Annotated in this window: 26 protein-coding genes; 13 read left to right on the forward strand and 13 right to left on the reverse strand. The window is 70.0% G+C overall.

The annotated features are described in order from the left end of the window. Nucleotides 1–1879 (reverse strand): sensor histidine kinase (locus APY03_RS07495; protein ID WP_232324185.1); only part of this gene is annotated, 1879 nt, incomplete at its 3' end. Next, nucleotides 1879–2541 (reverse strand): response regulator, encoded by a 663-nt coding sequence (locus tag APY03_RS07500; protein ID WP_068675429.1) that lies wholly within the window; start codon nucleotides 2539–2541, stop codon nucleotides 1879–1881. The genes APY03_RS07500 and APY03_RS07495, both read right to left, overlap by 1 nt. A 118-nt stretch (nucleotides 2542–2659) precedes the next feature. Between APY03_RS07500 and APY03_RS07505 the strand changes: the two genes are divergently transcribed. Next, nucleotides 2660–3904, forward strand: coding sequence for a THUMP domain-containing class I SAM-dependent RNA methyltransferase (locus tag APY03_RS07505; protein ID WP_068675431.1), 1245 nt, complete (start codon nucleotides 2660–2662; stop codon nucleotides 3902–3904). Between the two features lie 356 nt (nucleotides 3905–4260). Next, nucleotides 4261–4452 (forward strand): hypothetical protein, encoded by a 192-nt coding sequence (locus APY03_RS07510; RefSeq protein WP_068675433.1) that lies wholly within the window; start codon nucleotides 4261–4263, stop codon nucleotides 4450–4452. A 29-nt stretch (nucleotides 4453–4481) separates the two neighbouring features. On the opposite strand, the gene APY03_RS07515 is transcribed toward APY03_RS07510, so the two are convergent. Further along, entirely contained in the window at nucleotides 4482–5060 is a 579-nt protein-coding gene (locus tag APY03_RS07515; RefSeq protein ID WP_068675435.1) for a GNAT family N-acetyltransferase, read from the reverse strand. A 45-nt stretch (nucleotides 5061–5105) separates the two neighbouring features. Then, on the reverse strand, nucleotides 5106–5534 hold the full coding sequence (locus APY03_RS07520) for a CBS domain-containing protein (protein ID WP_068675437.1): 429 nt from the start codon (nucleotides 5532–5534) through the stop codon (nucleotides 5106–5108). 230 nt (nucleotides 5535–5764) lie between these two features. On the opposite strand from APY03_RS07520, the gene APY03_RS07525 reads away from it, so the two are divergent. The 6 genes from APY03_RS07525 (at nucleotide 5765) to APY03_RS07550 (ending at nucleotide 13760) form a co-directional block, all read left to right on the forward strand. Next, entirely contained in the window at nucleotides 5765–8644 is a 2880-nt protein-coding gene (locus tag APY03_RS07525; RefSeq protein ID WP_068675440.1) for a C1 family peptidase, read from the forward strand. Between the two features lie 33 nt (nucleotides 8645–8677). After that, the gene (locus tag APY03_RS07530) at nucleotides 8678–9079 is read left to right on the forward strand and encodes a PIN domain-containing protein (protein ID WP_068675442.1); all 402 of its coding nucleotides are present in this window, start codon (nucleotides 8678–8680) and stop codon (nucleotides 9077–9079) included. 127 nt (nucleotides 9080–9206) lie between these two features. Then, nucleotides 9207–9860: a hydrolase gene (locus APY03_RS07535; protein ID WP_068675444.1), complete on the forward strand. Its 654-nt coding sequence runs from the start codon at nucleotides 9207–9209 to the stop codon at nucleotides 9858–9860. Between the two features lie 13 nt (nucleotides 9861–9873). Then, complete coding sequence (locus tag APY03_RS07540) at nucleotides 9874–10161, forward strand: XapX domain-containing protein (protein WP_068675446.1); 288 nt, start codon at nucleotides 9874–9876, stop codon at nucleotides 10159–10161. Continuing rightward, nucleotides 10154–12043 (forward strand): amidohydrolase, encoded by a 1890-nt coding sequence (locus APY03_RS07545; protein WP_068675448.1) that lies wholly within the window; start codon nucleotides 10154–10156, stop codon nucleotides 12041–12043. Before APY03_RS07540 ends, APY03_RS07545 begins: the two co-directional genes overlap by 8 nt. A gap of 73 nt (nucleotides 12044–12116) precedes the next feature. After that, the gene (locus APY03_RS07550; RefSeq protein WP_068675450.1) at nucleotides 12117–13760 is read left to right on the forward strand and encodes an MFS transporter; all 1644 of its coding nucleotides are present in this window, start codon (nucleotides 12117–12119) and stop codon (nucleotides 13758–13760) included. 27 nt (nucleotides 13761–13787) lie between these two features. Here the strand turns inward: APY03_RS07550 and APY03_RS07555 are convergent, their stop codons facing one another. Further along, a complete protein-coding gene (locus tag APY03_RS07555) occupies nucleotides 13788–14699 on the reverse strand; it encodes a hypothetical protein (protein ID WP_068675452.1) in 912 nt (303 codons plus the stop codon). A 104-nt stretch (nucleotides 14700–14803) separates the two neighbouring features. Here APY03_RS07555 and APY03_RS07560 point away from each other — a divergent pair, with 104 nt between their 5' ends. Both APY03_RS07560 and APY03_RS07565 read left to right on the forward strand, forming a co-directional pair. Then, entirely contained in the window at nucleotides 14804–15577 is a 774-nt protein-coding gene (locus tag APY03_RS07560; RefSeq protein ID WP_068675454.1) for a YecA/YgfB family protein, read from the forward strand. 37 nt (nucleotides 15578–15614) lie between these two features. Next, on the forward strand, nucleotides 15615–16811 hold the full coding sequence (locus APY03_RS07565) for an MFS transporter (protein WP_068675498.1): 1197 nt from the start codon (nucleotides 15615–15617) through the stop codon (nucleotides 16809–16811). Here APY03_RS07565 and APY03_RS07570 read toward each other — a convergent pair. From APY03_RS07570 to APY03_RS07585, 4 genes are read right to left on the reverse strand one after another with little or no spacing between them, the layout of a single operon-like run. Beyond that, nucleotides 16801–17118: a GNAT family N-acetyltransferase gene (locus tag APY03_RS07570; protein WP_083944214.1), complete on the reverse strand. Its 318-nt coding sequence runs from the start codon at nucleotides 17116–17118 to the stop codon at nucleotides 16801–16803. The genes APY03_RS07565 and APY03_RS07570 overlap by 11 nt on opposite strands. After that, complete coding sequence (locus tag APY03_RS07575; protein ID WP_068675456.1) at nucleotides 17115–17600, reverse strand: nuclear transport factor 2 family protein; 486 nt, start codon at nucleotides 17598–17600, stop codon at nucleotides 17115–17117. The genes APY03_RS07570 and APY03_RS07575 overlap by 4 nt, the downstream gene beginning before the upstream one ends. Before the next feature lie 21 nt (nucleotides 17601–17621). Continuing rightward, nucleotides 17622–18131, reverse strand: a complete 510-nt coding sequence (locus tag APY03_RS07580) for a CinA family protein (protein ID WP_068675458.1) — start codon at nucleotides 18129–18131, stop codon at nucleotides 17622–17624. Between the two features lie 4 nt (nucleotides 18132–18135). Continuing rightward, nucleotides 18136–18696: a phosphatidylglycerophosphatase A family protein gene (locus APY03_RS07585; RefSeq protein ID WP_174262769.1), complete on the reverse strand. Its 561-nt coding sequence runs from the start codon at nucleotides 18694–18696 to the stop codon at nucleotides 18136–18138. A gap of 69 nt (nucleotides 18697–18765) precedes the next feature. Here APY03_RS07585 and APY03_RS07590 point away from each other — a divergent pair, with 69 nt between their 5' ends. Next, nucleotides 18766–20214 carry an NAD(P)-binding protein gene (locus APY03_RS07590; RefSeq protein ID WP_068675504.1) on the forward strand — a complete coding sequence of 483 codons (1449 nt, stop codon included), beginning with the start codon at nucleotides 18766–18768 and terminating at the stop codon, nucleotides 20212–20214. Between the two features lie 109 nt (nucleotides 20215–20323). Here APY03_RS07590 and APY03_RS07595 read toward each other — a convergent pair whose 3' ends face one another. The 3 genes from APY03_RS07595 to APY03_RS07605 all read right to left on the reverse strand — a co-directional run bounded on the left by APY03_RS07595 (nucleotide 20324) and on the right by APY03_RS07605 (nucleotide 22849). Further along, nucleotides 20324–21121, reverse strand: coding sequence for a class I SAM-dependent methyltransferase (locus APY03_RS07595; RefSeq protein ID WP_068675460.1), 798 nt, complete (start codon nucleotides 21119–21121; stop codon nucleotides 20324–20326). Nucleotides 21122–21191: 70 nt separating this feature from the next. Continuing rightward, complete coding sequence (locus APY03_RS07600; RefSeq protein ID WP_068675462.1) at nucleotides 21192–22025, reverse strand: class I SAM-dependent methyltransferase; 834 nt, start codon at nucleotides 22023–22025, stop codon at nucleotides 21192–21194. Between the two features lie 11 nt (nucleotides 22026–22036). Next, entirely contained in the window at nucleotides 22037–22849 is an 813-nt protein-coding gene (locus APY03_RS07605; protein ID WP_068675464.1) for a class I SAM-dependent methyltransferase, read from the reverse strand. 307 nt (nucleotides 22850–23156) lie between these two features. Between APY03_RS07605 and APY03_RS07610 the strand changes: the two genes are divergently transcribed. Beyond that, nucleotides 23157–23684, forward strand: a complete 528-nt coding sequence (locus APY03_RS07610; protein WP_068675465.1) for an OsmC family protein — start codon at nucleotides 23157–23159, stop codon at nucleotides 23682–23684. A gap of 2 nt (nucleotides 23685–23686) precedes the next feature. Further along, nucleotides 23687–24658, forward strand: coding sequence for an AraC family transcriptional regulator (locus APY03_RS07615; protein ID WP_068675467.1), 972 nt, complete (start codon nucleotides 23687–23689; stop codon nucleotides 24656–24658). 154 nt (nucleotides 24659–24812) lie between these two features. Here the strand turns inward: APY03_RS07615 and APY03_RS07620 are convergent, their stop codons facing one another. Beyond that, nucleotides 24813–26384 carry a hypothetical protein gene (locus APY03_RS07620; RefSeq protein ID WP_068675469.1) on the reverse strand — a complete coding sequence of 524 codons (1572 nt, stop codon included), beginning with the start codon at nucleotides 26382–26384 and terminating at the stop codon, nucleotides 24813–24815. Between the last annotated feature and the right edge of the window lie 227 nt (nucleotides 26385–26611).

The raw sequence follows: 26611 nt of genomic DNA on the forward strand, positions 1-26611 counted from the left end.
TGCCGCCCAGCCGCTCGGCGCGCGAGCGCATGTTGTGCAGGCCACGGCCGCCCTGCCGTCCCGGCATGGGGTCCAGGCCGCGGCCGTTGTCCTCGATCTCCAGCTCCAGCATCTCGCCCGCGCGCCGCAGCCGCACCTGCACCCGGGTGGCGCGGGCGTGCTTGAGCACGTTGGTCAGCGCCTCCTGCGCCACCCGCAGCAACTGCAGCGCGGCGTGCGGCGAGAGCGTGGTCCCGTCCTCGGGCAGGTCGATGTCCCAGCTGGAGCGCACGCCGGCCGCGAGCAACTGGGCCTCCCAACGGAACATGAAGTTGCCCAGGGCCGCGCCCAGGTCGTGCTCGCCGGAGGCCAGCGCGTCCAGCGCCAGCCGCATGTCGGCGATGCAGGCGCGCAGCGCGCCCGCGATCTGCTCCTCGTCCATGTCGCCGCGCTCCACGCGCGATAGCGAGGTGAAGAGCTGCGAGCCCAGGCCGTCGTGCAGATCGCGCATGATCAGCTGGCGCTCCTCCGCGGCAGCATGCTCGCGCTCCAGCGCGGCAAGGCGCGCGTAATTCTCGGCCAGGGCGCGCTCGCGGTCCGCCACCCGCGTCTCCAGCGTGCGGTTGAGCTCCTCCAGCGAATGCAGGGTGCGCAGGAAGCGCGCTGTCAGCAGCGCGCCCATGGCCAGCAGCAGGGTGTTGGACCCGTAGTGCAGCAGGTGGATGCGGTGGCCAGTCCATTCCGGGAAGAAGCGCCCGAGCAGGCGCGGGTCCCAGGTCAGCAGGTAATCGTGGATGCCCACCAGCACCGCGAAGGCCATCACGGCGGAGAGCGCGGCAGCCGTCAGCGTTCCCCTGCGGCGCGCATAGGCGAACGCGACCGCGATGATCAGCAGGCCCACCCCCACCATGCCGCCCAGCCACCAGCGCGCAATGGCCCGCTCCGCCGCAAAGCCGCCGAGCGCGAACCACAGCGGCCCCACCAGCCCATAGGCGACCAGCGCCCGATCCAGCCACGCTCTGCCTGCCCGAGTACCTCCGCCTCCGGCTGTGGTGCGAGCGCCTTCGGACGGCCGGGCGCCGCTCACACCGGCGTAGTGCAGCGTGAACACCGCCATCACGATGACGAAGCCGCCGGTGGCGCATTGGTAGAGCACGCGCCACCACTGCCATGCACCGATGGGCAGGGTGTCGATCAGGAAGGTCATGGTCCGCACGGCCCACAGCACCGCCGCCAGCCCGAACAGGCCGTAGAGCGACTCGTCCGGGCGGCGCCACCAGATGAAGGCGACGAAGCCGGAGACCAGCAGCGAGACCAGCACCGTGAGCTCGGGCACCGTGCGCACCCAGAACAGGCGCCGGTTGTGCAGCGGCTGGATCTCGTCCTGCGGCCCGATGCTGACCTGCGGGAAGCGCAGCGGATAGTCCCTGGAGGGCGTGGCGCGGATCGACAGCTCGTTGTAGCCGGGGCGCAGCAGCGAGGCGGGCAGCAGCGCCGTCTGCGGGCGGTAGGTGCGCGCATGGACCGTCGCGCTGCGCTCCGCCACGCTGCCGATCAGACTGCCGTTGAGCCAGATCTCGCCGCCGTCGTAGAAGTAGGGCACATAGACGGCCCATTGCGTCTGGCGCGCGGGGTCGTCCGGGTAGTGGAGGCCGATGCGGTACCAGGCCGGCGCGCGCGCCAGCTCCGGGCGCGAATAGCCGGCATCGTCGGGCAAGGTCACCGGCTGCCAGCCGGCGCCGGGCGGCGGCGGCGTGCGCTCCACCGCCGGCGCCGAGAGCACGACGGCCTGGCGGGGGGACTGCAGCACCGCCGCGGCGCCGTCCGCGAGGCATGCCAGGACCAGGAGGAGCAGCACCAGCCCTGCCGCCCGCGCGCCGGGGCGGCGCGCCCCGGGCATCACAGAAGCCCCATCTGGCTCGCTTCGTAGACCGCCTCGCCGCGCGAATGCACGGCCAGCTTGCGATAGATCTTCTTCACATGCGCAACCACGGTGTGCGGCGAGATCTCGGTCAGTTCGCCGATGGTCTCGAAGCTCAGCCCCTTGGCGGCCAGCCGCAGGATCTCCGTCTCGCGCTCCGTCAGCGGCGAAGGCGGCGGCTCCCTGGGCGCGGGCTGCCTGGGCGGCGTCGGCGCAGCGCTGATGCGGAAGCGCGCCAGCACCCGCCGCGCGATGCTGGGGCTGATGGGTGAGCCGCCGGCGCGCAGCTCGTGGATGCTGGCGGCGATGCGTCCGGCGCCCGCATCCTTCAGCAGGTAGCCGGTGGCGCCGGCCTCGATCGAGGCCACCACGTGCTGGTCGTCGCCGAACATGGTGACCACCAGCACGTCGCACTGCGGATGGTGGCGCGCCGCGTGGCGGATCACCTCCACGCCGTCGATGTCGGGCAGGCCCAGGTCGACCAGCATCACGTCGGGCGGCTGGGCGTCCAGCATGGCGATCGCCGCGCGCCCGGTACCCACCACGCCCGCGAGGGCGAGGCCCGAATCGGCGAGCACCGCATCCGAAAAGCGGCGCATGAACTCGGGTGTGTCTTCGACGATCAGCACGCTGGTGGTCATGGCAGCCCCTGTTGCAATGCGGCAAAGCGACCACGGGATTTTCCCACCGGGCTTGCGCCAGGCCATAGCGCAAACGCGGTACGGGACGCATGGGATACTGGCCGGCCATCCCCCCGACATGAACGATCTTTCCCTCTTCCTGCCCTGCGCCGCCGGCGTGGAGGACTTCCTGGCCCAGGAGGTGCACGCACTGACCGGCCGCGCCGGCGATGAGCTCCTGGTCCTGCGCGGCGGCGTGCGCGTGCGCGCCGACTGGCGCGAGGCCCTGAAGCTCAACCTGCACAGCCGCCTCGCGCAGCGCGTGCTGATCGAGCTGGCCCATGCGCCCTACCGCGGCGAGCACGATCTCTACGACATCGCCGGCGGCGTGGCCTGGGAGCTCTGGTTCACGCCGAAGAACACCTTCAAGATCGAAACCACGGCCCAGCACAGTCCGCTCAAGAGCCTCAACTTCGCAACCCTGCGCATCAAGGACGCGATCGCCGACCGCTTCCGCGCCAAGGCGAACGGCGTTCGTCCCAGCATCGAGACCCAGTGGCCCGACGCGCGCGTCTTCGCGCACCTCGACGCGGAGCACTGCACCCTCTACATCGACACCTCCGGCGAGCCGCTCTTCAAGCGCGGCTGGCGCCAGGACAAGGGCGACGCGCCGCTGAAGGAGACGCTGGCCGCAGCCATGCTGGCCGCCAGCGGCTGGTGGAACCCCGAGCGCGGCGAGGTCTCGCCGGTGCCGCTCTACGACCCCTGCTGCGGCAGCGGCACCATCGTCATCGAGGCCGCGCAGCTGGCGCTGGGCATCGCGCCCGGCGCCCAGCGGCGCTTCGGCTTCGAGAAGCTGCTGCCCTTCCAGGCGCACGTGTGGCAGGCCCTCAAGGCCGAGGCGCAGGCCGCGGTGAGGCAGGCGCTGCCGGCGCCCATCTTCGGCTCCGACGTGTCGCACCGCATGGTCGACTTCGCCGAGCGCAATGCCGAGCGCGCGGGCGTGGCGAGCGCCGTGCAGCTGCGCGGCGGCGATGCGCTGCAGCGCATGCCGCCCGCCGAGTCGGGCGTGATCGTGCTCAACCCGCCCTATGGCGAGCGCATCGAGGTCGGCGGCGTGGCGCGCGGCGGCCGCGGCACCCGCAGCAGTCGCGAAGAGGCCCAGACCGAGGATGGCGGCGAGTTCTTCGTGCAGCTCGCCAGCCATTGGAAGAAGCATTACGCCGGCTGGACCGCCTGGGTCCTCACGCCCGACCTTCAGCTCCCCAAGCGCATGCGGCTCAAGGAGTCGCGTCGCGTGCCGATGTGGAACGGACCGATCGAGTGCCGCCTGTTCCGTTTCGACATGGTCGCTGGCTCCGCGCGCAGCAGGACGGTTGCATAAAGCACACAGGGCGCAAGGAAAACGCGGACCCTCGGTTGACCCTGCCATGTTGCCTTGCAACAATCGGGGCATCTTTACTTCGGAGCCTCGTGCGTGGACAGTGCCAGTCGAATCAGCGATGTGACGCGAACCCCGTCGTTTGCGGCATCTTCGGCACCCCAGTAGCGCAGCTCCCATGCGCTGCACGCCGAACCCGCCGCAGCGCAAAGCCTGTTACCCGCAGGCTCTTCTTCTTTCCCCGGTCCGCTTCCCGTCGCTGATGGATACAGCCATCGGTGCGCAGCCGCGCATCGCACGGCTGCAGCTGCCTGGATCGTTCTCGCCGCGGGGGCTCTTCACTGCGAAGGAGCCTTGTCATGTGCCTACGGACGAATGCCCATCCGCCCGCTCACACGCGTGATCGGGTGACCTCATCGCCCAGCCCCGCCGAGAAGGAAAGCGCGCTGGACCAGGCCCAGTCGCTGGACCGCACCGGCCTGTGGCCCTGCCGGCGCATCCGCAACTTCCTGCTGGCGCAGCAACCCGCGCGCGGTGCGGCGCTGAAGTAGCCCGAGGCGCGGCGCACGGAGCAAACGCCTCAGAGATCGATGCGGTAGCGCCACTCGGGGGTGCCGCCCAGCTCAGGCATCTTGACGAACTTCTCGACGAGAACCCCGCCATTGGCGCAGATCACCCGCTGCGATGCCAGGTTGTCGGGACTTGTGGTGATCTCGACATAGACCAGGCCTTCGGCGCGGGCCTCGCGCAGCATCAGCCCGAGCGCCCGCGTGGCGTGGCCCCGGCCGCTCTTCCAGGGCACCACGGCGTAGCCGATGTGGCCCAGGCAGTACGCAGGCAGCGCGTTGCTGCCGCGCTGCCAGCGCAGGGAAATGCTGCCGCAGAACTCGCCGTCCCAGATCCAGCGGCGATAGCCGGGCAGTCGGGGCACGACGGTGCCGTCAGGCAAGGCGACAGGCAGTCCCGTGGCCTCGCGGTCGACCATTCCTTGGAGAAAGCGCGCGGGGTCGGCGCGTATCCGCGCCAGCTCCTCGAACCCGGCCGCGGGACACAGGTTGTTGGGCGACCAGCCGCGCTCGAGCGCCGCAACATAGCTGGAAAGATATTTGCGCGCGGGCCAGACCAGTTCGCTCGCGGCGGATCCATCCGGATGAGACATGTCGTGAATACTTCGCCTGCGCCGACCGGATTCGTTCACACCTTCTCAGCTCTGGATGTAGTTGCGCAGCTGCTCGATGGTCTCTTCGTGGTCCGCGATGATGTCGTCCATCAGGTCGCGGATGGAGATCATGCCGACCACCCGGTCGCCGTCCACCACCGGCAGGTGGCGGATGCGCTTCTGGCTCATCAGCGTCATGCACTCGCGTGTGCGGCTGGAAGGCGTCACGGTCAGCACGTCGGGCGTCATCAGCTCGGACACCAGCACCTCCTTCGAGTTGCGCCCCTGCAGCGCGACCTTGCGCGTGTAGTCGCGCTCGGAGATCACGCCGACCAGCTTGTCGTGCGTCATCACCATCAGCGCGCCGACCTCGTGGCGTGCCAGCGCCTCGAGGGCGTCGAACATGGTGGCGCCAGGCTCGATGCGCCAGACGGCCGAGTTGCGTCGCTTGAGCAGTTCGGAGACGGGTTTCATGGGTCGCAGCTCCCGAAGAGAGGGTAGGGTCGCCGCGGCCATGCAAGGGCCGCGCCAGTGCCGATCCTAGACGCTGCGCGCGACAACCATGAGGCAATGCACGTCCCGCGAGCGGGGGCATGCACACGAGCCACGGCCCGACGGCCTAGCCGGTTCGACGGATGGACACCGCCCGGCGCACGCAGCACCATGCGTCGCGGCGGGCACCCACTGCCGCCCGAGGAGCTGCGATGCACATCCTGATGAGCAAGGGAAGCGCTGGAGAAGACGTCGAACGGCTGCGCCACGCGCTCACCAAGGCGCTCGGCGAGGACGCGAAGCTGTTCCCCTCGCTCCAGGCCTCGGGCACGCCGATCGACGAGGACTTCGACGCCGCGATCCGCCGCTGGCAGGCCGGCGTCGGCCTGATCGGCGACGGCGTGGTCGGCCCACGCTGCCAGCTGCTGCTGGACCTGCTCGCGATCGACGCCAACAAGTTCGAGCTCGCCCTCAACGTCGGCCATGTGAGCCGGGTGTTCCCCGCCACCAAGCCGGCCAACATCGCCCGCTACCTGCCCTACATCGAGGCCGCGCTGGGCGTCGCGGAGCTGACGGATCGCGCGATGATCCTGGGCGCCCTGGGCACGATCCGCGCCGAGACCGAGGGCTTCGTGCCGATCGCGGAGGCGCCTTCCAAGTTCAACACGCCGCCGGGCGGCGCACCCTTCAGCCTGTACGACACGCGCACCGCTCTGGGCAACAGCCGGCGCGGCGACGGCGAGCGTTACCGCGGCCGCGGCTTCGTGCAGCTGACCGGCAAGGACAACTACACCCGCTATGGCCAGCGAATCGGCGTGCCGCTCGACGCTGCGCCGGATCGCGCCAACGCCCCCGAGGTCGCGGCGGTGCTGCTCGCGCTCTACCTCTCGGACAAGGCGGCCAAGTTCCGCCAGGCCATCCGCGCGGGCGACTTCGCGCAGGCGCGCCGGCTGGTCAACGGCGGTGTGCATGGCCTCGATCGCTTCAAGGACGTGTTCGAGCGCGCTGCCGCGGTATGGCCCGCGGCGCGCGTAGGCGCGGGCGGCGCTCGCCGAACCGCCTCCGCCTCCGAGGAGGCGGCTTCGCGCCGCTCCACGGTCTCCCGCACGCGCAAGGACGCGGCCGACCTGCGCGACCGCCTGTTCCAGCCGAGCGCCATCAGCCTGCCCGACGAGTTCCCGCCGGCCGAGGAAGTGCGCCAGTACCTGCCTGCCTATGCCCGGGCCGGCCTGATCCTGGACCAGGGCCGCGAGGGCGCCTGCACCGGCTTCGGCCTGAGCTGCGTCATCAACTACCTGCGCTGGGTCAAGTCCGGCCTGCCTGCGAAGATGGATTCGGTGAGCCCGCGCATGCTCTACACGCTGGCGCGCCGGCACGACGAGTACGAAGGCGAGAACTACGAGGGCTCCAGCTGCCGCGGGGCGCTCAAGGGCTGGTTCAACCACGGCGTCTGCCTGGAGCCGGACTGGCCCTACCTGCCCGAGAAGGCCAACCCCGCCAACTACGGCTTCGCGACGCGCGCGGCGCAGAACACGCTGGGGGTCTACTACCGCATCGAGACGCGCTCGATCACCGACGTGCAGGCCGCGATCGCGCAGCACCGCGCGGTCTTCGTCTCGGCCTTCACCCACCCGGGCTGGGACGCCGTCCCGATCACACCCGCACCGAAGCACCATGCGCAGCTGCCGCTCATTGCCTTCGACGGCCGCCGCTCCGAAACCGGCGGCCACGCCTTCGCGCTGATCGGCTTCAACGCGCAGGGCTTCATCGTGCAGAACTCCTGGGGCAAGACCTGGGGCGCCGGCGGCTTTGCGGTGCTGGGCTACCTCGACTGGCTGGCCCATGCGATGGACGCCTGGGTGGTCTCGCTGGGCGTGCCCGGGGTGATCGCCGGCCAGCTGGCCGTGACCGGCAGCGGCACCGCCGGCCTGACCAGCGCCGACCGCAGCAAGTGGTGGGACACCGGCCTGGCCTACCAGCACAGCGTGGTGCTGGGCAACGACGGCCGCGTGAGCCGCTACCTGACGGAGGACGAGCAGCCGCGCAAGCTGCAGCAGCAGGCGTGCGTACTGCCCGACGACTGGTTCCGCAGGCAGTCGGTGGCACGCAAGCGCCTGGTGCTGTACGTGCACGGCGGCCTCAACGACGAGGAGGAGGCGATCAAGCGCGCCAGCGCCATGGGCCGCTACTTCACCGGCAACGGCTGCTATCCCCTCTTCCTGGTCTGGAAGACGGGCTTCCTCGAATCGGTGACGAACCTCATTGCCGACGCCTTCCGCCGCGAGCCGGCCCGCGCCGGCTTCGGCGAGTGGTTCAGCGAGCAGACCGACCTGCTGATCGAGAAGACCGTCGGCCGCCCTGCGGCGCGGCCGCTGTGGAGCGAGATGAAGGAGAACGCCGGCCTGGCCTTCGCCGAGCGGCGCGGCGGCGACCTGCTGCTGGACGCGATGCAGGCGCTCTGCGCCAACTGGGGCGCGCAGTTCGAGCTGCACCTGATCGGCCATTCGGCGGGATCGATCGCCATCGGCCACCTGCTCACAGCGCTGGCTGCACGCAAGCGCGCCGGCCGCGACGGCGGGTTGAGCGACCGCGTGGCCTCGGTCAACCTCCATGCGCCGGCCTGCTCGGTCGCCTTCGCGAACCGCCACTACGCCGGCGACGAAGCCGTGATGGAGCGCCTGCACCTGGAGGTGCTCACGGACGAGGCCGAGCGCCGGGACACTGTCGGCCCGATCTACCGCAAGTCGCTGCTGTACCTGGTGTCCAACGCGCTGGAGGCGGACCTGCACACGCCCATCCTCGGCCTGGACCGCGTCAACGACGAAGGCGATTCGGGCTGGGACGGCTCCTCGGACACCGGCGAGGCGCTGGCGGTCTGGCGCCAGGTCGCGAAGGCCTCGAAGCTCGAGGCGCGCACCCGGCGCATCGAGGGCCCGCGTATCGAGGTGGCGCTCGAGCCTGACGGCCAGCCTTTGCTGCAGGCGGCGACGCATGGCGGGTTCGACAATGACATCGGACTCATGATGCGAACGCTGGAGCGCATAACCGGGGGGCAGCTGGCGCTGCCGGTGGAAGACCTTCGGGGGTTCTGAGTCGGCGGGGGGGCGGCATTAGCATCACCCTCCATGCGCATCGTCATCGACACCAACGTTGCCCTCGACCTGCTGGTCTTCGACGATCCCGGTTGCGCGGCGCTGTTCGGCGCCCTCGAAGCCGGGGAGCCGCAATGGATTGCCACCGCCGCGATGCGCGAAGAGTTGGCGCGCGTGCTCGGCTACCGGCTGGTGGCGGAGCGCCTGGCACGCAACGGCCGAGACGCGGAGGACGTGCTCGCGGCCTTCGACCGGCGCGTGCAGCCGGTGCACGAGGTGCCGGCCCGCGCGCCCTGCCTGTGCAGCGATCCCGACGACCAGATCTTCGTCGACCTCGCGGTGGCGCAGCGCGCACGGCTGCTGAGCAAGGACCGCGCTCTGCTCGAGATGCGCAAGCGGCTCGCCGCGCTTGGCGTCGAGGTCGCCGCGCACTGACCCTCCCCAAAGGGTGGCTTGGTACTGCCCCCAAGAGGCGCTTCCCCCGTCGGCCGGAAACTTTCAAACTACCCGGAGATGCGCAGTGCATCCTCTTGCATCCGGCCCTCTTGAAAGGACACATCCCATGCCCACCAAAGCCACCCCCACGCCCGGCGCCAAGCTGCTCACGCCCAAGGACCATACGCTGATCATGATCGACTTCCAGTCGCAGATGTCCTTCGCGACCCACTCGATCGACGCCAACACGCTGCGCACCAACGCCGCCCTGGTCGCGCATGCAGCGGCCGGATTCGGCGCCTCGACCATCCTGACCACCGTCGCCGAGAAAAGCTTCTCGGGCCCGATGTTCGAGGAGATCAGCACCGCCTTCCCCGGGCAGAAGATGATCGACCGCACCTCCATGAACACCTGGGAGGACGCCAACGTCATCGAGGTCGTCAACGAGATCGGCAAGAACCGCATCGTGCTGTCGGGCCTGTGGACCAGCGTGTGCATCGTCGGCCCGGCGCTGTCGGCACTGGACCAGGGCTTCGAGGTCTACGTGATCGCCGACGCGTGCGGCGACGTCTCGGCCGAGGCGCACAACCGCGCGATGGACCGCATGGTGCAGGCCGGCGCCCGTCCGATGACCTCGCTGCAGTACCTTCTCGAGCTGCAGCGCGACTGGGCCCGCACCGAGACCTACGAGATGACCACCGGCATCGCCAAGAAGTTCGGCGGCGCCTACGGCCTGGGCATCATCTACGCCAAGACCATGTTCGGCGCCCACGAAGGCTGAAGAGGAGCGCGTGGTGAAGGCCTATCTCGTTTCGCTCGCGCTGGGCCTTCTGGTCGGCGTGATCTATGCCATGTTCAATGTTCGCTCGCCGGCGCCGCCCATCATCGCGCTCGTCGGCCTGCTGGGCATCCTGGCGGGCGAGCAGATCCCGCCGCTGGTGCGGCAGGGGTTCAACCTGAACCCGACATCCACCTCCTGGCTGCACGAGCAGGTCAAGCCGCACATGTTCGGCGAGCTGCCCAAGTGCACGTCGCAACAGCAGGCGGCGCGGGCCGCGTCGGAGCTTCCCCGCCATGGCTGAGACCGCGACGCCCGACCTGATCCTGCACGGCGGGCTCTTCACCACGCTGGACCGTGCCAACCCCACGGCCAGCGCGGTGGCGGTCAAGGACGGCCGCTTCACCCACGTGGGGCGCGACGAGGACATACTGCCGCTGGCCGGCGGCGACACCAGGGTCATCGACCTGATGGGCAAGCCGGTGCTGCCGGGGCTGATCGACAACCACACCCACATCATCCGCGGCGGGCTCAACTACAACCTCGAGCTGCGCTGGGACGGCGTGCGCAGCCTGGCCGATGCGATGGGCATGCTCAAGCGGCAGGTCGCCATCACGCCCGCGCCGCAATGGGTGCGCGTGGTGGGAGGCTTCACCGAGCACCAGTTCGCCGAGAAGCGCCTGCCCACCATCGAGGAGCTCAATGCGGTGGCGCCCGACACGCCCGTGTTCCTGCTCCACCTGTACGACCGCGCATTGCTCAACGGCGCCGCGCTGCGCGCCGTGGGCTACACCCGGGACACGCCGGCGCCGCCCGGCGGAGAGATCGTGCGCGACGGCAGCGGCAACCCGACCGGGTTGCTGCTGGCCAAGCCGAACGCAGCGATCCTGTACGCCACGCTGGCCAAGGGCCCCAAGCTGCCGCCCGAATACCAGCTCAACTCCACGCGCCACTTCATGCGCGAGCTCAACCGCCTGGGCGTGACCAGCGCCATCGACGCCGGCGGCGGCTTCCAGAACTACCCGGAGGACTACCAGGTCATCCAGCAGCTGGCCGACCAGGGCCTCCTCACCATCCGCCTGGCCTACAACCTGTTCACGCAGAAAGCCAGGCAGGAGAAGCAGGACTTCCTGAACTGGACGGCGACGTCGAAGTACAAGCAGGGCGACGACTACTTCCGCCACAACGGCGCGGGCGAGATGCTGGTGTTTTCGGCCGCCGACTTCGAGGACTTCCGCCAGCCGCGGCCCGAAATGGGGCCCGAGATGGAAGGCGAGCTGGAGGAGGTCGTGCGCATCCTGGCGCAGAACCGCTGGCCGTGGCGCATGCATGCGACCTACGACGAGACCATCACGCGCGCGCTCGACGTGTTCGAGAAAGTGAACCGCGACATCCCGCTGTCGGGGCTCAACTGGTTCTTCGACCATGCCGAGACCATCTCCGAGGCGTCCATCGACCGGATCGCGGCGCTGGGCGGCGGCGTGGCGGTGCAGCATCGCATGGCCTACCAGGGCGAGTACTTCGTCGAGCGCTACGGGCCCGGCGCGGCCGAGGCCACGCCGCCGGTCAAGCGCATGCTGGAGAAGGGTGTCAGGGTCTCGGCCGGCACCGACGCCACCCGCGTGGCCTCCTACAACCCTTGGGTCTCGCTGTCGTGGCTGGTCACCGGCAGGACGGTGAGCGGGCTGCAGATCTATCCGCAGCGCAACTGCGTGGACCGCGAGACGGCGCTGCGCATGTGGACCGAGAAGGTCACCTGGTTCTCCAACGAGGAGGGCAAGAAGGGCCGCATCGCGCCCGGCCAGTTCGCCGACCTGATGGTGCCGGACCGCGACTACTTCAGCTGCCCGGAATCGGAGATCGCCGACACCCTCTCGCTGCTGACGGTGGTGGGCGGCAAGGTGGTCTATGCCGCCGGCGCCTTCCAGCTGCACGACGAGGGCGCGCCGCCGCCGGCCATGCCCGACTGGTCGCCGGTGCGCCGCTTCGGCGGCTACGCGGGCTGGGGCGACAAGGAGGGCGCGCCGCTGCAGAGCGCGGTCCGCCGGATGGCCGCAGCCTGCGCTTGCGCGAGCAACTGCCACATCCACGGGCACGCGCATGCGACGGCCTGGAGCAGCCGGCTGCCCATCGCCGACCTCAAGAGTTTCTGGGGCGCCCTCGGCTGCGCCTGCTGGGCGGTCTGATGCTGGAGACACCGCGTCGCCTCTTCTCTTCGCCCGGCAGCATCTGCTGGCCGGCGCTGCCGAGCCTGTGCGCATGAGCTCCACGTCGCCCGCACCCTCGGCTTCGCCGCCCCAGGGCAGCTTCGCGCCGCTGCGCCAGCCCGTGTTCGCCGTGCTGTGGGCTGCCACGGTGATCGGCAACATCGGCAGCTTCATGCGCGACGTGGCCAGCGCCTGGATGGTGACCGAGCTCTCGGCCAGCCCGACCGCCGTGGCGCTGATCCAGACCGCGGCCACGCTGCCGGTGTTCCTGCTCGCGATTCCCGCGGGCGTGCTGTCGGACATCCTCGACCGCCGGCGCTTCCTGATCGTCGTGCAGCTGGTGCTGGCCGCCGTCAGCGGCACGCTGCTGGTGCTGGCGCACACGGGGCAACTCACGGTGGGCGCGCTGATCGCGCTGACCTTCGTCGGCGGCATCGGTGCCGCGCTCATGGGGCCGACCTGGCAGTCCATCGTGCCGGAGCTGGTGCCGCGGGCAGAACTGAAGAGCGCCGTCGCGCTGAACTCGCTGGGCATCAACATCTCGCGCGCCATCGGTCCGGCGGCCGGCGGCCTGCTGCTGGCGACCTTCGGCGCGGCGATGACCTACGGCGTCGACGTTCTGAGCTATGTGTTCGTGATCGGCGCGCTGCTGTGGTGGCGCCGCCCCGCCGCGGCCGACGACGCCGGCCTCTCCGAGCATTTTCTCGGCGCCTTCAAGGCGGGGCTGCGCTACACGCGCGCCAGCCGCGAGTTGCACGTGGTGCTGCTGCGCGCGGCCGTGTTCTTCCTGTTCGCGAGCGCGGTGTGGGCCCTCCTGCCGCTGGTGGCGCGGCAGATGCTGGGCGGCACGGCCGGCTTCTACGGCGTGCTGCTCGGCGCGGTGGGCGCGGGCGCGATCCTCGGCGCGGTGCTGCTGCCGCGCCTGCGCACGCGCCTGCAGGCCGACGGGCTGGTACTGCTGGCCTCGCTGATCGCCGCCGGCGTGATGGCCGCGCTGGTGGCGGCACCGCCGCGCTGGCTGGCAGTGGCGCTGCTGCTGTTGCTGGGCGTGGGCTGGATCATCGCGCTCACCACGCTCAACGGCGTGGCGCAGTCGATCCTGCCGAACTGGGTGCGGGGCCGCGGGCTGGCGGTGTATCTCACGGTATTCAATGGCGCGATGGCGGCCGGCAGCCTTGGCTGGGGGCTGGTGGCGCAGCAGATCGGCGTACCGATGGCGTTGCTGGCCGGCGCGGCCGGCCTGGCGCTGGTGGCGCTGGTCTTCCATCGCGTGCGGCTGCCGGCCGGCGAGGCCGACCTGCAGCCCTCCAACCACTGGCCCGAGCCGCTGCTCGCGCATCCGGTGGCGCATGACCGCGGGCCGGTGATGGTCCAGGTGGAATACCGGGTGCGCAGCGAAGACCGGCGCGCCTTCGTCCAAGCCATGCAGCGCCTGTCGCTGGAGCGGCGCCGCGACGGCGCCTACGCCTGGGGCCTCACCGAGCACACGGCAGAACCGGAGTGCCTGATGGAATGGTTCCTGGTGGAGTCCTGGGCGGAGCACCTGCGGCAGCACAAGCGGGTGTCGCAGGCCGATGCCGATATCCAGGCCGAGGCCTTGGCCTTCCATATCGGCCCGGAGCGGCCGGTGGTGCATCACTTCCTGGCGCTGGATGCGGCGAGCGCCGGCGCGCAGCATCCGCCACAGCAGGAGTGAGCGCGCAGCGGCCGGCGCGCGGGCTTGCTACGGGCGCGCCGGCGGCGGCGGCGCGCTGCAATACCAGCGCCACAGCAGCCGCGCTACGGCCCGCGAGCGCTGCGTATCCCGCCCCCAGCGCCGCCCCGCCGGCAGATGCCGCAGCCAGCGCATGCGCCGCGCCGCCAGGGCCAGGCGCTCGCGCACCTCGTCGCTGGCATCGGCCAGCGCCGCATGCCACTGCGTGCCGGCCGCGCCCGCCGAGGCGGCGCGCACCAGCATCGCGGTGGAGTGGAGGTAGCTGAGCCAGTCGCGTACCTGGCATTCGGCCAGGGGCAGGGTCTCGCCCGGGTCGTCCTCGAAGTCGATGTAGCCGATCGTGCCGTCGGGGCACAGCACCAGGTTGCGATCGAAGGCCTGGCTCAGGTAGGTGCCGTGCGCGTGGACGGTGGCGATGGCGTCCAGGCCCTCGCGCCAAGCCGCCAGCAGGGCGCTCGGGCCGATGGCGGCGGCGTGGTCCAGCCGCTCCTGCAGCACCACCGGCGGCCGGCCGCTCTCGCCGAGGTCGGAGATCAGCAGGCCGTCGGGCTGCTGGGCCAGTACCGCCGGCACGCGCAGGCCGGCGGCGCCCAGGGCGCGCAGGCGGCGCGCCTCGGTGGCGATGGCGGCCTCGCCACCCGGGTTGGGCACCGGCGTCAGCACATCGAGCCGCAGCAGGCCGGCCACCATCGCCATCAGGTGGTAGCCGAGCTTGCCGTGCGGCGGGCCGGCCTTCTTGAGCCAGACGCGCTCGCTGCCGAGCCTGTGGCTGGCCACCGCCTTGTGCTGATGCGGCAGAGTGGCGCGGAGGAACTCCGCATAGTCGCCTGGCTCCGGGGGGTGGTTCGTCTCCAGGGGCGCAGGCGCCGATGCAAGGCCCTTGCGCGCCTGCACGCGCGTGCCACGTTTCACGGAATTCATGGGGCCAGGGCTGCCTGTGCGGGTCCGAGGGCCGAGGACGGGGCTGCTGAAATGACGGGTCTCCGGGAGCTTGCTGCATCATAGAGGGCTGCCGCCCCCCTGCCATGACTACGACCCCCTCGCCCTCCCCCGACCAGCCTCCCCTCGGCCCCGAGGATTTCGATGCCCTCGACCAGGCGCTCGACGCCATGCGCGAGCACGACTCTGAAATCCCGCAATGGGAGTTCTGCGAGGGATTCATGGCCGCGCTGGTGTGCATGCGCCGGCCGGTGGAGCCCGCGGAGTACTGGCCGGTGCTGCTGGGCGAAGGCTTCGTGCCGGCCCAGCACATGGAGTTCGCCTGGCGCTGGAAGCGGCGCTGGCGCGAAACCGAGGAAGGGCTGGACGCCGAGGTGCAGTCGCTCGACGACGCGCGTGCCTGGCAGCCCGAGGTGCTGGACACGCGCGGCGCGATTGCGGCACTGCCGGAGGAAGAGCGCGGCGAGATCGCCGACGAGGACATCCCCGCCTTCGCGCAGGTCTGGGCCCTGGGCTTCATGTATGCGGTCGAGAGCTGGCCCGGGGAATGGACCCCGCCGCGCGACAAGGAGGCAGCTGCCATCCTCGACGAGGCGCTGGACGCCATCGTCGCCCTGACCGAGGACGACCGCGGCAAGCCCACGGTTTCGATGTACAGCGAGGATGGCCCGCCCAGCGTGAGCGATCAGCGGGTGGGCGACTTCGGCGATGCCATCTGGGCGGTGTACGACCTGCGCCGGCTCTGGCGCAGCCAGGGACCGCGGGTGGAGACCATCCGCAAGGAGGCGGCCCCGGGCCGCAACGACCCCTGCCCCTGCGGCAGCGGAAAGAAATACAAGAAGTGCCACGGGGCCGGATGACGTGAGCCCGACGCTCCCGGCGCGCAGCGCCTGGGCCATGGTGCTGACGCTGTGCACCGCCTTCGCGCTGAGCCAGGCCTACCGCACGGTGGGCGCTCTCATGGCGGGGCCGCTGCAGGCGGAGTTCGGGCTGTCGCAGCAGGCCCTGGGCCTGTTTTCCGGCGCCTTCCACTTCGCCTTCGGCGCCATGCAGCTCTTCATGGGCATCGGCATCGACCTGCACGGCGTGCGGCGCACGGTGCTCACCGCGTTCCCGCTGGCGATTGCAGGTGCGCTGCTGTCCGCACTGGCGACCAGCTTCCCGCTGCTGATCACGGGGCAGGTGCTGATCGGCGTCGGCTGCGCGCCGGCCTTCCTGGTGTGCACCGTGTTCATCGCACGGCATTTCCCGGCGGCGCGCTTCGCCTCGGTCTCCGGGCTGGTGCTGGGCATCGGCGGGCTGGGCATGCTGGTGACCGGCACGCCCCTCGCGTGGCTGGTCGAGGCCAGCTCCTGGCGCATGGGCTTCGCGGTGCTGGCAACGGCTTCGGCGCTGGCCTGGCTCAGCATCCTGCTGTGGGTGCGCGAGCCGCCGCGCGAGGAAGCGCAGCCGAAGGAACCGCTGCTTGCCGCGCTGCGCCGGTTCGGCGCACTGTTCGCGATGCCGCATACGCTGGGCATCCTGCTGCTCGGCGCCGTGTCCTATGCGGCCTTCATCTCGCTGCGCGGGCTGTGGCTGGGGCCGCTGATGTCGCAGCGCTACGGCTACACGCTGGTGCAAAGCGGCAACGTGGCGCTGGTCGTGTCGGTCGTCTCGCTGTTCGGGCCCCCGCTGTTCGGCCGGCTGGATCGCGACGGACCCGCGCGCCGGCGGCGCATCGTGGCCTGCTGCGCGGTCTATGCCGCGTTGTTCGCAGCCATCGGCATCTTCCATGTGGCCTGGCTCGATATCGCGTGCGCCATCCTGATCGGGCTGTTGTCGGGCTTCATCGTCTGGGAGTACGCCGACGTGCGGGTGGCCTACCCGGCTGCGCTCACGGGCCGCGCGATGGCGGTGTTCACCATGGCCATGTTCCTTGGCGTGGCGCTGATGCAGTGGCTCACCGGCGTGGCGGCTTCGGTGGCGCAAATGAAGGGCATCGAACCCTACACGGCCGTGCTGGCGACCATCGCCGCGCTGCTGGTGGCCGGCTGCGCGGCCTTCGCCTGGCTGCCGGCACCCCCGGGCGCGGTGGCGCGCAAGCCTAGATCTTGAAGGCGCGCTGCGTTTCCGGGCGCACCAGGTCCACGTACTCGCGGTGCTTGCGGATATAGCCGGCGATGAACAGGCAGGCCGGGATGACCGGCATGCCCTGCGCCCGCGCCTCGTCGAGCACATGCCGCGCGATGGCCGAGCCCACGCCCTGGCCCTCGAAGGCGGGCAGCACCTCGGTGTGGGAGAACATCACCGCGTTTGACAGCAGGCTGTATTCGCAGTAGCCCGCGAGCTGGCCGCCGATGGCGGCCTCGTAGCGGTGCTTCTCGGGATGGTTCGTGATGGTGATCGTCATGGTGACCGTCATGGTGTGCGCGCCATGTAGGCGGCCAGGTTCTTGGCGGCGCCGGCGCGCACCTTGTTCTTCAGTATCGGCGTCCAGCCCAGCAGCAGGCCTGGCGGGCCGAGCGCCTGGCGCGACCAGGCCCAGAAGTCGAAGCGGTCGCGCTGGGTCGCGATCAGGCCCTCGGGCGTGAAGCCGAACTCGGAGTCGATCGCGTTGTCGACGATGCGGCCGGTGGTGCTGAAGCGGTAATGCGCATCCCAGTGCGCCCGGCCGGTGGCGCCATCGGCGTGGACGTCGCGCCAGCTGAGCTTCCACACATCGGCGCCCTTGGCGCGGGTGGCCTCGCAGAGCATCTTCCACATCGCGCCGACCTCGCGGCCATTCTTCAGGGAGAAGGCCTCGTCGTCGAAACGCGCGTCCGGCGCATAGCAGGACGCCATGGTGTCGGCGTCGAGCCGGGCGAAGGCCTCGTAGAGGCGCTGGATGGTGGCTTCGTTGGGCATGCGCAGGCGATCGTAGCCGAGCTAGCCGTTGCGCAACAGCGTCAGGAGCGTCTGCAATGCGTGATGCACCGTGGCCGCCCGCACCGTGGCCCGGTCGCCGTCGAAGCGCCGGCGCTCGGTGTGCACGCGGCCCGCGACCGCCCAGCCGAACCAGACGGTGCCCACCGGCTTCTCCGCACTGCCGCCGGTCGGGCCTGCCACGCCGGTCACAGCCACCGCGACCTGCGCCTGCGAGCGCGCCACCGCGCCCGCGGCCATGGCGCGCGCGACCGGCTCGCTGACGGCGCCCTCGGTCGCGATGAGCCCCGCATCGACGCCGAGCATTTCGCTCTTGGCCGCATTGGAATAAGTGACGAAGCCACGCTCGAACCAGTTGCTGGAGCCGGAAAGATCGGTGCAGGCGCCCGCAATCAGCCCGCCGGTGCAGCTCTCGGCCGTGGCGAGCATCCGGCCCTGGTGCTGCAGCAGCTCGGCCAGTTGCGGCACCAGCGCAGGCGTGTCGAATTCCAGTGCGGAAGAAGCATCGTCCATGGCATCACCAGCTGCGGAAGAAGGCAATCACCAGCAGCGTGCAGAAGGCCGCCACCAGATCATCGAACAGGATGCCGAAGCCCGCCGCGCTCCACGACATGGTGGCAGGCGTCGCCCGGCGCTGCTTGAAGAGCTGGTCTGCCCAGGCCACCGGCCCGGGCTTGGCGGCATCGAAGAGTCGGAACAGCGCGAAGGCCACCAGTTGGCCCGGCAGCCCGGCCGGCATGACGAGCCACAGTACCAGCCAGAAACCGGCGACCTCGTCCCAGACGATGGCGCCGGGGTCGGCGATGGCCATGTGGCGCGCCGTCACGGTGCAGGCCCACCAGCCGAGGGGCAGCGAGGCGAGGATGATCCACCCGATTGCGCCTGCAGGAAGCCAGCGCTGCATGAGAACGAAGGCGGCCCAGGCCCACAGCGTGCCCACGGTGCCGGGCGCGCGCGGCGCAAGGCCGGCGCCGAAGCCCAGCGCGACCAGGTGCGCGGGGTGGGCGAGCAGGAAGCGCAGCGTGGGACGCCGCAGGGGCGGGATCGGGAGGGCGCCGGAGGCAGGTGCGGATTGCATGGAACGACAGTGTCGCCCAAGATGCGCATTGCCATCGATCGCGCACACCCACTCACGCAGGAGGGCCAGATGACGCCCAGCCCCATCGAGACGGACTACCTGATCGTCGGCAGCGGTGCCACCGCCATGGCCTTCGCGGACACGCTGCTGTCCGAGTCCGATGCCCGCATCGTGATGGTGGACCGGCACCACCGGCCAGGCGGGCACTGGAACGACGCCTATCCCTTCGTGCGGCTGCATGCGCCTTCCGTGCTGTATGGCGTCAACTCGCGCGAGCTGGGCAGCGGCACGAGGGACAGCGCGGGCCTCAACCAGGGCTTGTGCGAGCTGGCCGCAGGCGCCGAGGTGCTTGACTACTACGACCAAGTGATGAACCAGCGCTTCCTGCCCTCGGGCCGCGTGCGCTTCTTCCCGATGTGCGAGGGCGAGATCGGAACCGGCGGCGAACACCAAGTCCACTCGATCCTGAGCGGGCAGAACTGGACGGTCACGGCGCGCCGCAAGGTGGTCGACGCCACGCATGCCCGCACCGCCGTGCCTTCCACCCATCCGCCGGTCTATGCGCTCGCGCCCGGCGTGCGCTGCGTGCCCGTGAACGACCTGCCCCGCATCCGCCGGGCCGAGCCCGGCTATGTGGTGGTCGGCGCCGGCAAGACCGGCATGGACGCCTGCCTGTGGCTGCTGCAGAACGGCGTGGATCCGGAGCGCATCTGCTGGATCGCGCCACGCGATGCGTGGCTGCTGGACCGTGCCAACGTTCAGCCGCACATGGACTTCTTCGACCAGGCGATCGGAAGCCTGGCCGCCCAGTTCGAGGCGATCGCGACGGCGACCTCGGTCCCGGACCTGTTCGCGCGCCTCGAGGCGCAAGGCCAGCTGCTGCGCCTCGATCCGGCAGTCGAGCCCACCATGTACCGCTGCGCCACCGTCACCCAGGCCGAGCTGCGCGAATTGCGGCGCATCCGCAATGTCGTGCGCCTGGGACGCGTAAAGGCCATCGAGGCGGCGCGCATCGTGCTCGAGCACGGCAGCCGCGAGATCGAGCCCGGCTGGCTGGTCGTCGACTGCAGTGCCAGCGGCATCACGGTACCGCCCGCCCTGCCGGTCTTCGACGGCGGCCGCATCAACCTGCTGATGGTGCGCACCTGCCAGCCGGTCTTCAGCGCGGCCCTGATTGCCTACGTGGAAAGCCACTTCGCCGACGAGGTCGAGAAGAACGCCCTGTGCGCGGTCGTCCCGATGCCGGTGGTGCCGGCCGACTGGATCCGGATGTGGGCCGTCTCCCTCGGCAATCGCCAGCGCTGGGGCCGGCATCCGGGCCTGATGGACTGGCTGGTGCATTCGCGCCTGGACAGCATGACCGCGCTGGTGCACGCCGTGAAGGAGGACGATGCGGATCGGCAAGCCCTGCTGCAGCGCTACAAGGCCGGCGCGAAGCTGGCGGCGGCGCAGTTGCCGCGGCTGCTTGCGGCCGTCGCCTCTTCTGCGCCCGTTGCCGCATCGGCGCAGCTCAGGTGAGCACGCGCCTCAGGCCCGAATGCGCTGCCATACCTGCGCCTGCCGGCCATGCCATGCCATGCCTGCAGCGCTCCAGCCAGCCCGTGCGTGCAGGTTCCAAGGAGGCGGCTCACGCCACGACGCCACGCACCGCCCACGCGCGCGCTTCCAGGGCAATGCCGCCATCGTCCCGCACCGGCAAGGCTTGGCGAATGCGCTCGCGCAAGCGGTCCCGGTGCTCCTCGCTCAGCGACATCGCATAGCCGGGTGCCGACCCCTGCCCGCCGAGGAACGGCATCCAGTAGTCGTCGAAGTCCTTGAATGGCGTCTCGATCTCGATAGCCCGCACCTCGATGCGGTGCAATCCTGCGCCTTCGAACAAGGCTTCCAGCGGCGCGGGCGCACACAGCGACGGGAAGCGGCGCCCTTCGTCCAGCGACTCGGCCGCCGCATCCAGCTCGACAGCCTCTTTCCAGAAGTAGCGCATCAGGCCCATTCCGCCGGCGTAGTCCCAGACATAGGCGGCCACTGTCCCGCCGGGCTTGACCGCGCGCGCCATGCCGGCCACCGCGCTGCGGGGATCGGGCAGGAAGTTCAGCATCAGCGCCGAGACCGCGGCATCGAAGGACCTGGGCTCGACCGCCAACGCCTGCGCATCGCCGACGTCGAACGAGGCCCGCGCATCCGCGGTATGCGCCCGGGCGTGGGCGATGAAGCCGGCCGAGGCATCGATGCCGAGCACGGACGCGGGCCGTGCCTGGCCGAGCAGGGTTTGCGTCAGCGCGCCCGTGCCGCAGCCGACATCGAGCCACCTGAGCTCCGGCCCGAGCCCGAGCCAGTCCACGAAGCGGGCCGCAACCTTGCGGCTCCAGCGGCCCATGTAGGGCTCATAGAGATTGCCTGCAGCCCAGACATCGGTCTCGATCATTCGCGTCTCCTGAATCGGCGTTGTGCCGATGGTCGGACCGGGCCGCGCTTCGCGCAAGCGACGCCCCTCCTCATGGGGAGGGAAGTGCCGGCACCATGGCCCCCACGACGACGAACTCCCCGGGGATGCGATAGCGGCCGCCATCCCGCCACGGCTCGATGGCAGCCAGGTACCGGGCCTGCACCCGCAGGCGGGTCTCATCGCCGAAGCGCGACCAGGCCAGCGCGACCGGACCGCCAGCAAAGGCGGCGCCGCAGGCCTGCGCGCCATCGGCATAGCCCAACGTGCTCGTGATGCGTTGCTGCACGACGCCCTCGAAGCCCGCCTCGGCGCACAGCCGCACCAGCGCATCCTGCTGCCCGAGGTGAAAGAACAGCGGGCACACCTCGCTGCGGACCTCGGCATCGACGATGGGGAACAGCACCGACCAGCCGCAGCGCGCCCGTTCGCCCCAAACCGCCAGCGCCAGGCGGCCGCCGGGGCGCAGCACGCGCCGCATTTCGCGCAGGGCCTGCGCGGGCTCGGGCACGTACATGAGGCCGAGCGCGCACAGCACGAGGTCGAAACCGCCGTCGGGCAGCGCCAGTTGCTCGGCATCCATGCGCGCGAAGCCGAGCTGGACCAGGCCTCGCTGGGCGGCACGCTGCCGCGCAGCATCGACCATGTGATCCGACAGGTCGGTGCCGAGCACCCGGCCCTGCGGACCGACGGCCTCCGCCGCGGCCAGCGCCACCAGGCCGGTGCCGCAGGCCACGTCGAGCACCTGCTCCCCCGCCCGCGGCGCGGCGAGCGCCATCAGGGCCTGGTGCGCCGGCGCCAGCTGCGCCTGCCAGAGCAGCTCGTAGTCGGCGGCTGCCAGGTCCCAGCCGTAGCGCTGGATCCTTCGCTGCAGCCGCGGTTCCATGGCTCGAACCCTCAGCGGCGGGTGATGACGATCTCGAGGTACTCGCTGGGCACCACCAGCGAATCCGGCCCGGCCCGGTTCAAGCGGTTCAGCAGCTCGCCCAGGTCCTGCTCCAGTGCCGCCCCCTTGTCGGGCGGCAGAGCGGCAAACGCCTTGAGCACCGGCCCGTACCAGGTGCGGAACACCTGGATGAAATGAGCGGGCGAGCGGTAGCGGAAGTTGAAGAGGCGCGGCGTCGCCTGGATCGAGGCCGCCTGCTCGCCGAACAGCGAACGCAGGTGCGCTTCGGTGCCCCACAGCGCGGGCGACTGCACGCCGGCGGGCGGCGGCAGGTGGCGGCCCAGCGTCTTGAACAACTGGCCGATGAAGCCCTCGGGCGTCCAGTTGGCCATCCCGATGCGTCCGCCCGGGCGGCACACGCGCAGCATCTCGGCCGCGGACTTGGCATGGTCGGGTGCGAACATCACGCCGAAGGTGGAGAGCACGGCGTCGAAGCTCGCGTCGCCGAAGGGCAGGGCCTCCACGTCGGCGACCTGGAACTTCACCTCCAGGCGCTCGGCCTTGGCGCGCTCGGCGCCGCGGTCGAGCAGGGAGGCCACGTAGTCGGTGGAGGTCACCTTGCAACCGCGGCGCGCCGCTGCGAGCGTGGCGTTGCCGTTGCCGGCCGCGACGTCGAGCACCGCTTCGTCGCAGCGCAGGTCGCAGGCCTCGGCCAGCTGCTCGCCGACGATCTGCAGGGTGGTACCGATGATGGCGTAGTCGCCGCTGGACCAGGCGGCGTGCTGGCGGGTCTTGACGGCGTTGAGGTCGACGGGTGCGTTCATGCGATGGGCTCCTTGGGCTGGGCCGGAGATCCGGCGGGGGTCGATGGTCTGGGTAAGGACGGCGGCCGCCATGCGGCACCGGCCTGCCGCTACTGGACCACCGCACGGCCGCGGCGTCCTGCCCGCGCGTCGCCCGTGTTTGCCCGATCGTCCTCGGCTGGGTCCGGACAGCCTCGAAGCTGGCGCAGCGTCCGGGATTGCTGACCGGGCGTCCGCGCGACGGCATCGGCTGTTCGGCCTAGTTGGCCTGCGCGGGCGACGCACCCACAATTTCCGCATCGTCCCTGGCCGACCGGAGAGCATCGACATGAGCTTGCAAGACATCGCTGCGGCCTTGCAGCGCGTGGAGGCGGCGCTGGAGCGCCGCCCCGACATGGGCCTTCACGACGACGCGCCGGCCACCGCACGCTGGCACGGCGGCACGCGCGTCGAATCCAGCCACGCCAACGGCACGGCCATGTTGACCGACATGCCGTGCGAGCTCGGCGGCAGCGGCGATCGCATCACGCCCGGCTGGCTGTTCCGCGCCGGCCTCGCGTCCTGCGCAGCCACTTCCATTGCCATGTCCGCCGCGGCCGAAGGCATTGCGCTGGGCGCGCTCGAGGTGCGGGTGGGCAGCCGCTCCGACACCCGTGGGCTGCTGGGCCTCGAGGGTGACGACGGCCAGGAGGTCGACGCCGGGCCGCGTGACATGCAGCTGCAGGTGCGCATCGCGGCCGAGGGAGTTTCGCCGGAGCGTCTGCGCACCCTGGTCGAGGCCGGCGTGCGGCGCTCCCCCATTCCCAGCGCGACGCGCAACGTGACGCCGCTCGCGCTGCAGATCGAGGTGGAATGACCATGGACGCGTTGTCGGAAGTCCTCCGCGTCGTGCGCCTGGTGGGGGCGATCTTCATCCAGGGCCGCTTCACGGCGCCCTGGTGCTATCTGTCGCCGAGCGCCGACGCCGCCGCGCCCTTCCTGGAGCCGGGTGCGGAGCGGGTGGTCATCTTCCACCTGATCACCGAAGGCGAATGCTTCGTCGAGCTGGCCGGAGAGCCGCCGGTGCGCCTGGTGGCCGGCGACGCGGTCGTGTTCCCGCAGGGCGACGCGCACCGCATGACCTCCGAGCCCGGCCTTCCGCCGGCGACCGGCGCGCGCCTCGACGAAGTGCTGTCGCGCCGCCCGCGGATGCTGGCCTACGGCGGCGGCGGCGCGACCACCCGCCTGATCTGCGGCTACCTTGCCTGCGATGCGCGGCTGGCGCGCCTGCTTCTCGCAGGCCTGCCGCGGCTCCTGCGCGTGAACGTGCGCGGCTCGAACGCCGGCATCTGGCTCGAAAGCTCGGTCCGCTACGCGCTGGCCGAGGCGCGCTCGCCGCGCCCCGGCGGCGCCGGCGTGCTGGCGAAGCTGGCCGAGCTGCTGTTCATCGAGGTGCTGCGGCTGTACATGAACGAGCAGGGCGAGGGACGCACCGGCTGGCTGGCCGGCATGGGCGACCGCATCGTGGGCAGTGCGCTCACGGCGCTGCACAGCCACCCGGCCCAGGCCTGGACCCTGGAGGAACTGGCGCGCACGGCCGGCACTTCGCGCTCGGTGCTGGCCGAGCGCTTCCAGCAGCTGGTGGGCAGCGCGCCCATGCAGTACCTGACCCAGTGGCGCATGCTGCTGGCGGCCAACCTGCTGTGCCGCAGCAACGCGCCGCTCGCGCGAATCGCCGAGGACGTGGGCTACCAGACCGACACCGCCTTCAGCCGTGCGTTCCGGCGCGAGTACGGTTGCCCGCCGGCGGCCTGGCGGCGCAACCGGTCGGCGCAGCCGCAGCTGCACTGAGACATCGAGAAGGCTGCACCGAAGCGCAATTGCATCGACCCTCAATGAAAACGCCCGATGAAATTCATCGGGCGTTTGTGGAGGGCTTCACCGGCACCCTTTTGAACTTACGGACCTGGGGGAAGAGAGGTCCGTGTCTTCAGGTTTCCCGCAATCAGCGGGGGCCCCCATCGGAGTAGCACTTTGCAACCTCGAGAGGATTCTGAAAGAGCTCGACGTTGACGTCGTATTCGATCACGCTGGCGCTCAGGGTCACGGTGCCGTCGCTTGCTGCATCAACGACGGATCTCAGCTTGAGTGGTACATCGCCAGTTGCAACAGCCGGGATGTCGGCAACGTAGTGACCATTGCTGTTGTCGCGAAGCAGCGTGGCACCATTCAACGTCACGTATGCGTTTCCATAGTTGTTGGCACTCTCGGAGAAACCGAAATCGATCTTCTCGCCCATCGAAGGGCACAGCTTCAGAGTAACAACGTTCCCTTTGAAGGAATAGTCCTCCTTGTATATGGTGTGCCCCTCGACCGTCGCCAACTGGCGACCTGGTTGCGTGGCCGTCACCGAAGTCAAGGTCACGGACACAGTCTTGCTGACAGCGGCCAAGTTCGCCGTCGCGCCGAGTGAGAAGGTCAAGGACGTCGTATCGGCCTTGAGTGCATTCAGGACAATGCTGGGGCTGGGGTAGTTGTCAGTGTCCCAGGATGCAGATCCAATAGCTGGATTGCTCAGCGTGATGGTCGGTGTTCGCAGTTCGTCCGAGATCTCATCGTAGGTTTCGGCACTTACCGGAATAACCAGCTTGTTTGTGTAGGGCTGCGTCAAGTCAGCAAGAGAAATTGTCGACTTCCGCTTTTCGACGACCAGGTTGCCCGAGACCGTCCCGCCCTCATAGTTGGCACTGGGCACCTGCGTCGCGGTGATGATGGCGGTCCCTGCGGCAAATGAGGTGAGCGTCCGGCCATCGCTTTCGAGGAACGCGACAGGTGCCCCCGAAATCGACATCATGTTGGAGAGTGCGTACTGGATGGCGCCGGGACTCTTTGTACTGGCCTGGAGCAGGGCCGTTGACCTGCCGGCCTCGAGCGTCACTGTGGGCATCGACAGATTCGGCTGAGCCTTCTTGACGGTCAAGAGGATGTTTGCCCCCACCAACTGAGGGGCGGTCGGGTCAGCCATGTTTGCCGTGATCCAGGAGGTACCGGCGCCTACGATGGTCACCGTGCTGCCGGAAATCGTCGCCACGCTGGTATTGCTGCTATAGAAGACGAGCGGTGCGCTGATTCCGGACGGGCCGTTCAGCTTGAACGCAGGGTCCCCGAAGGTCCTGAGCACCGGCCCCCAAGGCACGCCCGGATCAGTGCTCGGAATTCCGGAGATGGGAGCCAGGGGGATGCCGGGGACGGGGGTCGGGGTGGTGCCGGGGCTGCTCGGGGCGGTGGCTGGGATGCCGGAGATAGGCGTCAGATCGATGCCGGAGGTGGGAGCGGTGGTACTGCCGGAGGTGCCGCTGGGAGCACTGCTCGGAATGCCGCCGATGGGACTCAGGATGACGGCCTGCAGGCTGCTCTCCGATCTATCCGAAGAGGCGGCCGCGAAGCCGCCTGCTGCATTGTCTGAACCGCCGCCGCCGCAGGCTGTCAGCATCAAGCTCAGGAGCAAAGGCAGGGCGATGCTGCTCGTTTTAGCTGCCTTGAAATGGCGCCTCGTGGCGCCGGGAAAAACCTGCATGTCCGAACCCCTTTTAGAAGATGAGCCGACCAGCAAGCGTAGAGAACCACCTCCACGACAACCACCATCAGGCGCTTCTGGTCAAGAGCGGGGATTCTATTTTTTACAACTGATCAGAATTCTGATGAATTCTTCACATCAGGATGCGTTTTCTGCGGGGCACGCGCTCGCAAAGCAAGCCGGGAGGAACCATTGAGCGGCGTGTACGCCGGTGCCGGCGCAAGGTC

Origin of the sequence: Variovorax sp. WDL1 (assembly GCF_001541225.1) — a bacterium.
Classification (GTDB): domain Bacteria; phylum Pseudomonadota; class Gammaproteobacteria; order Burkholderiales; family Burkholderiaceae_C; genus Variovorax.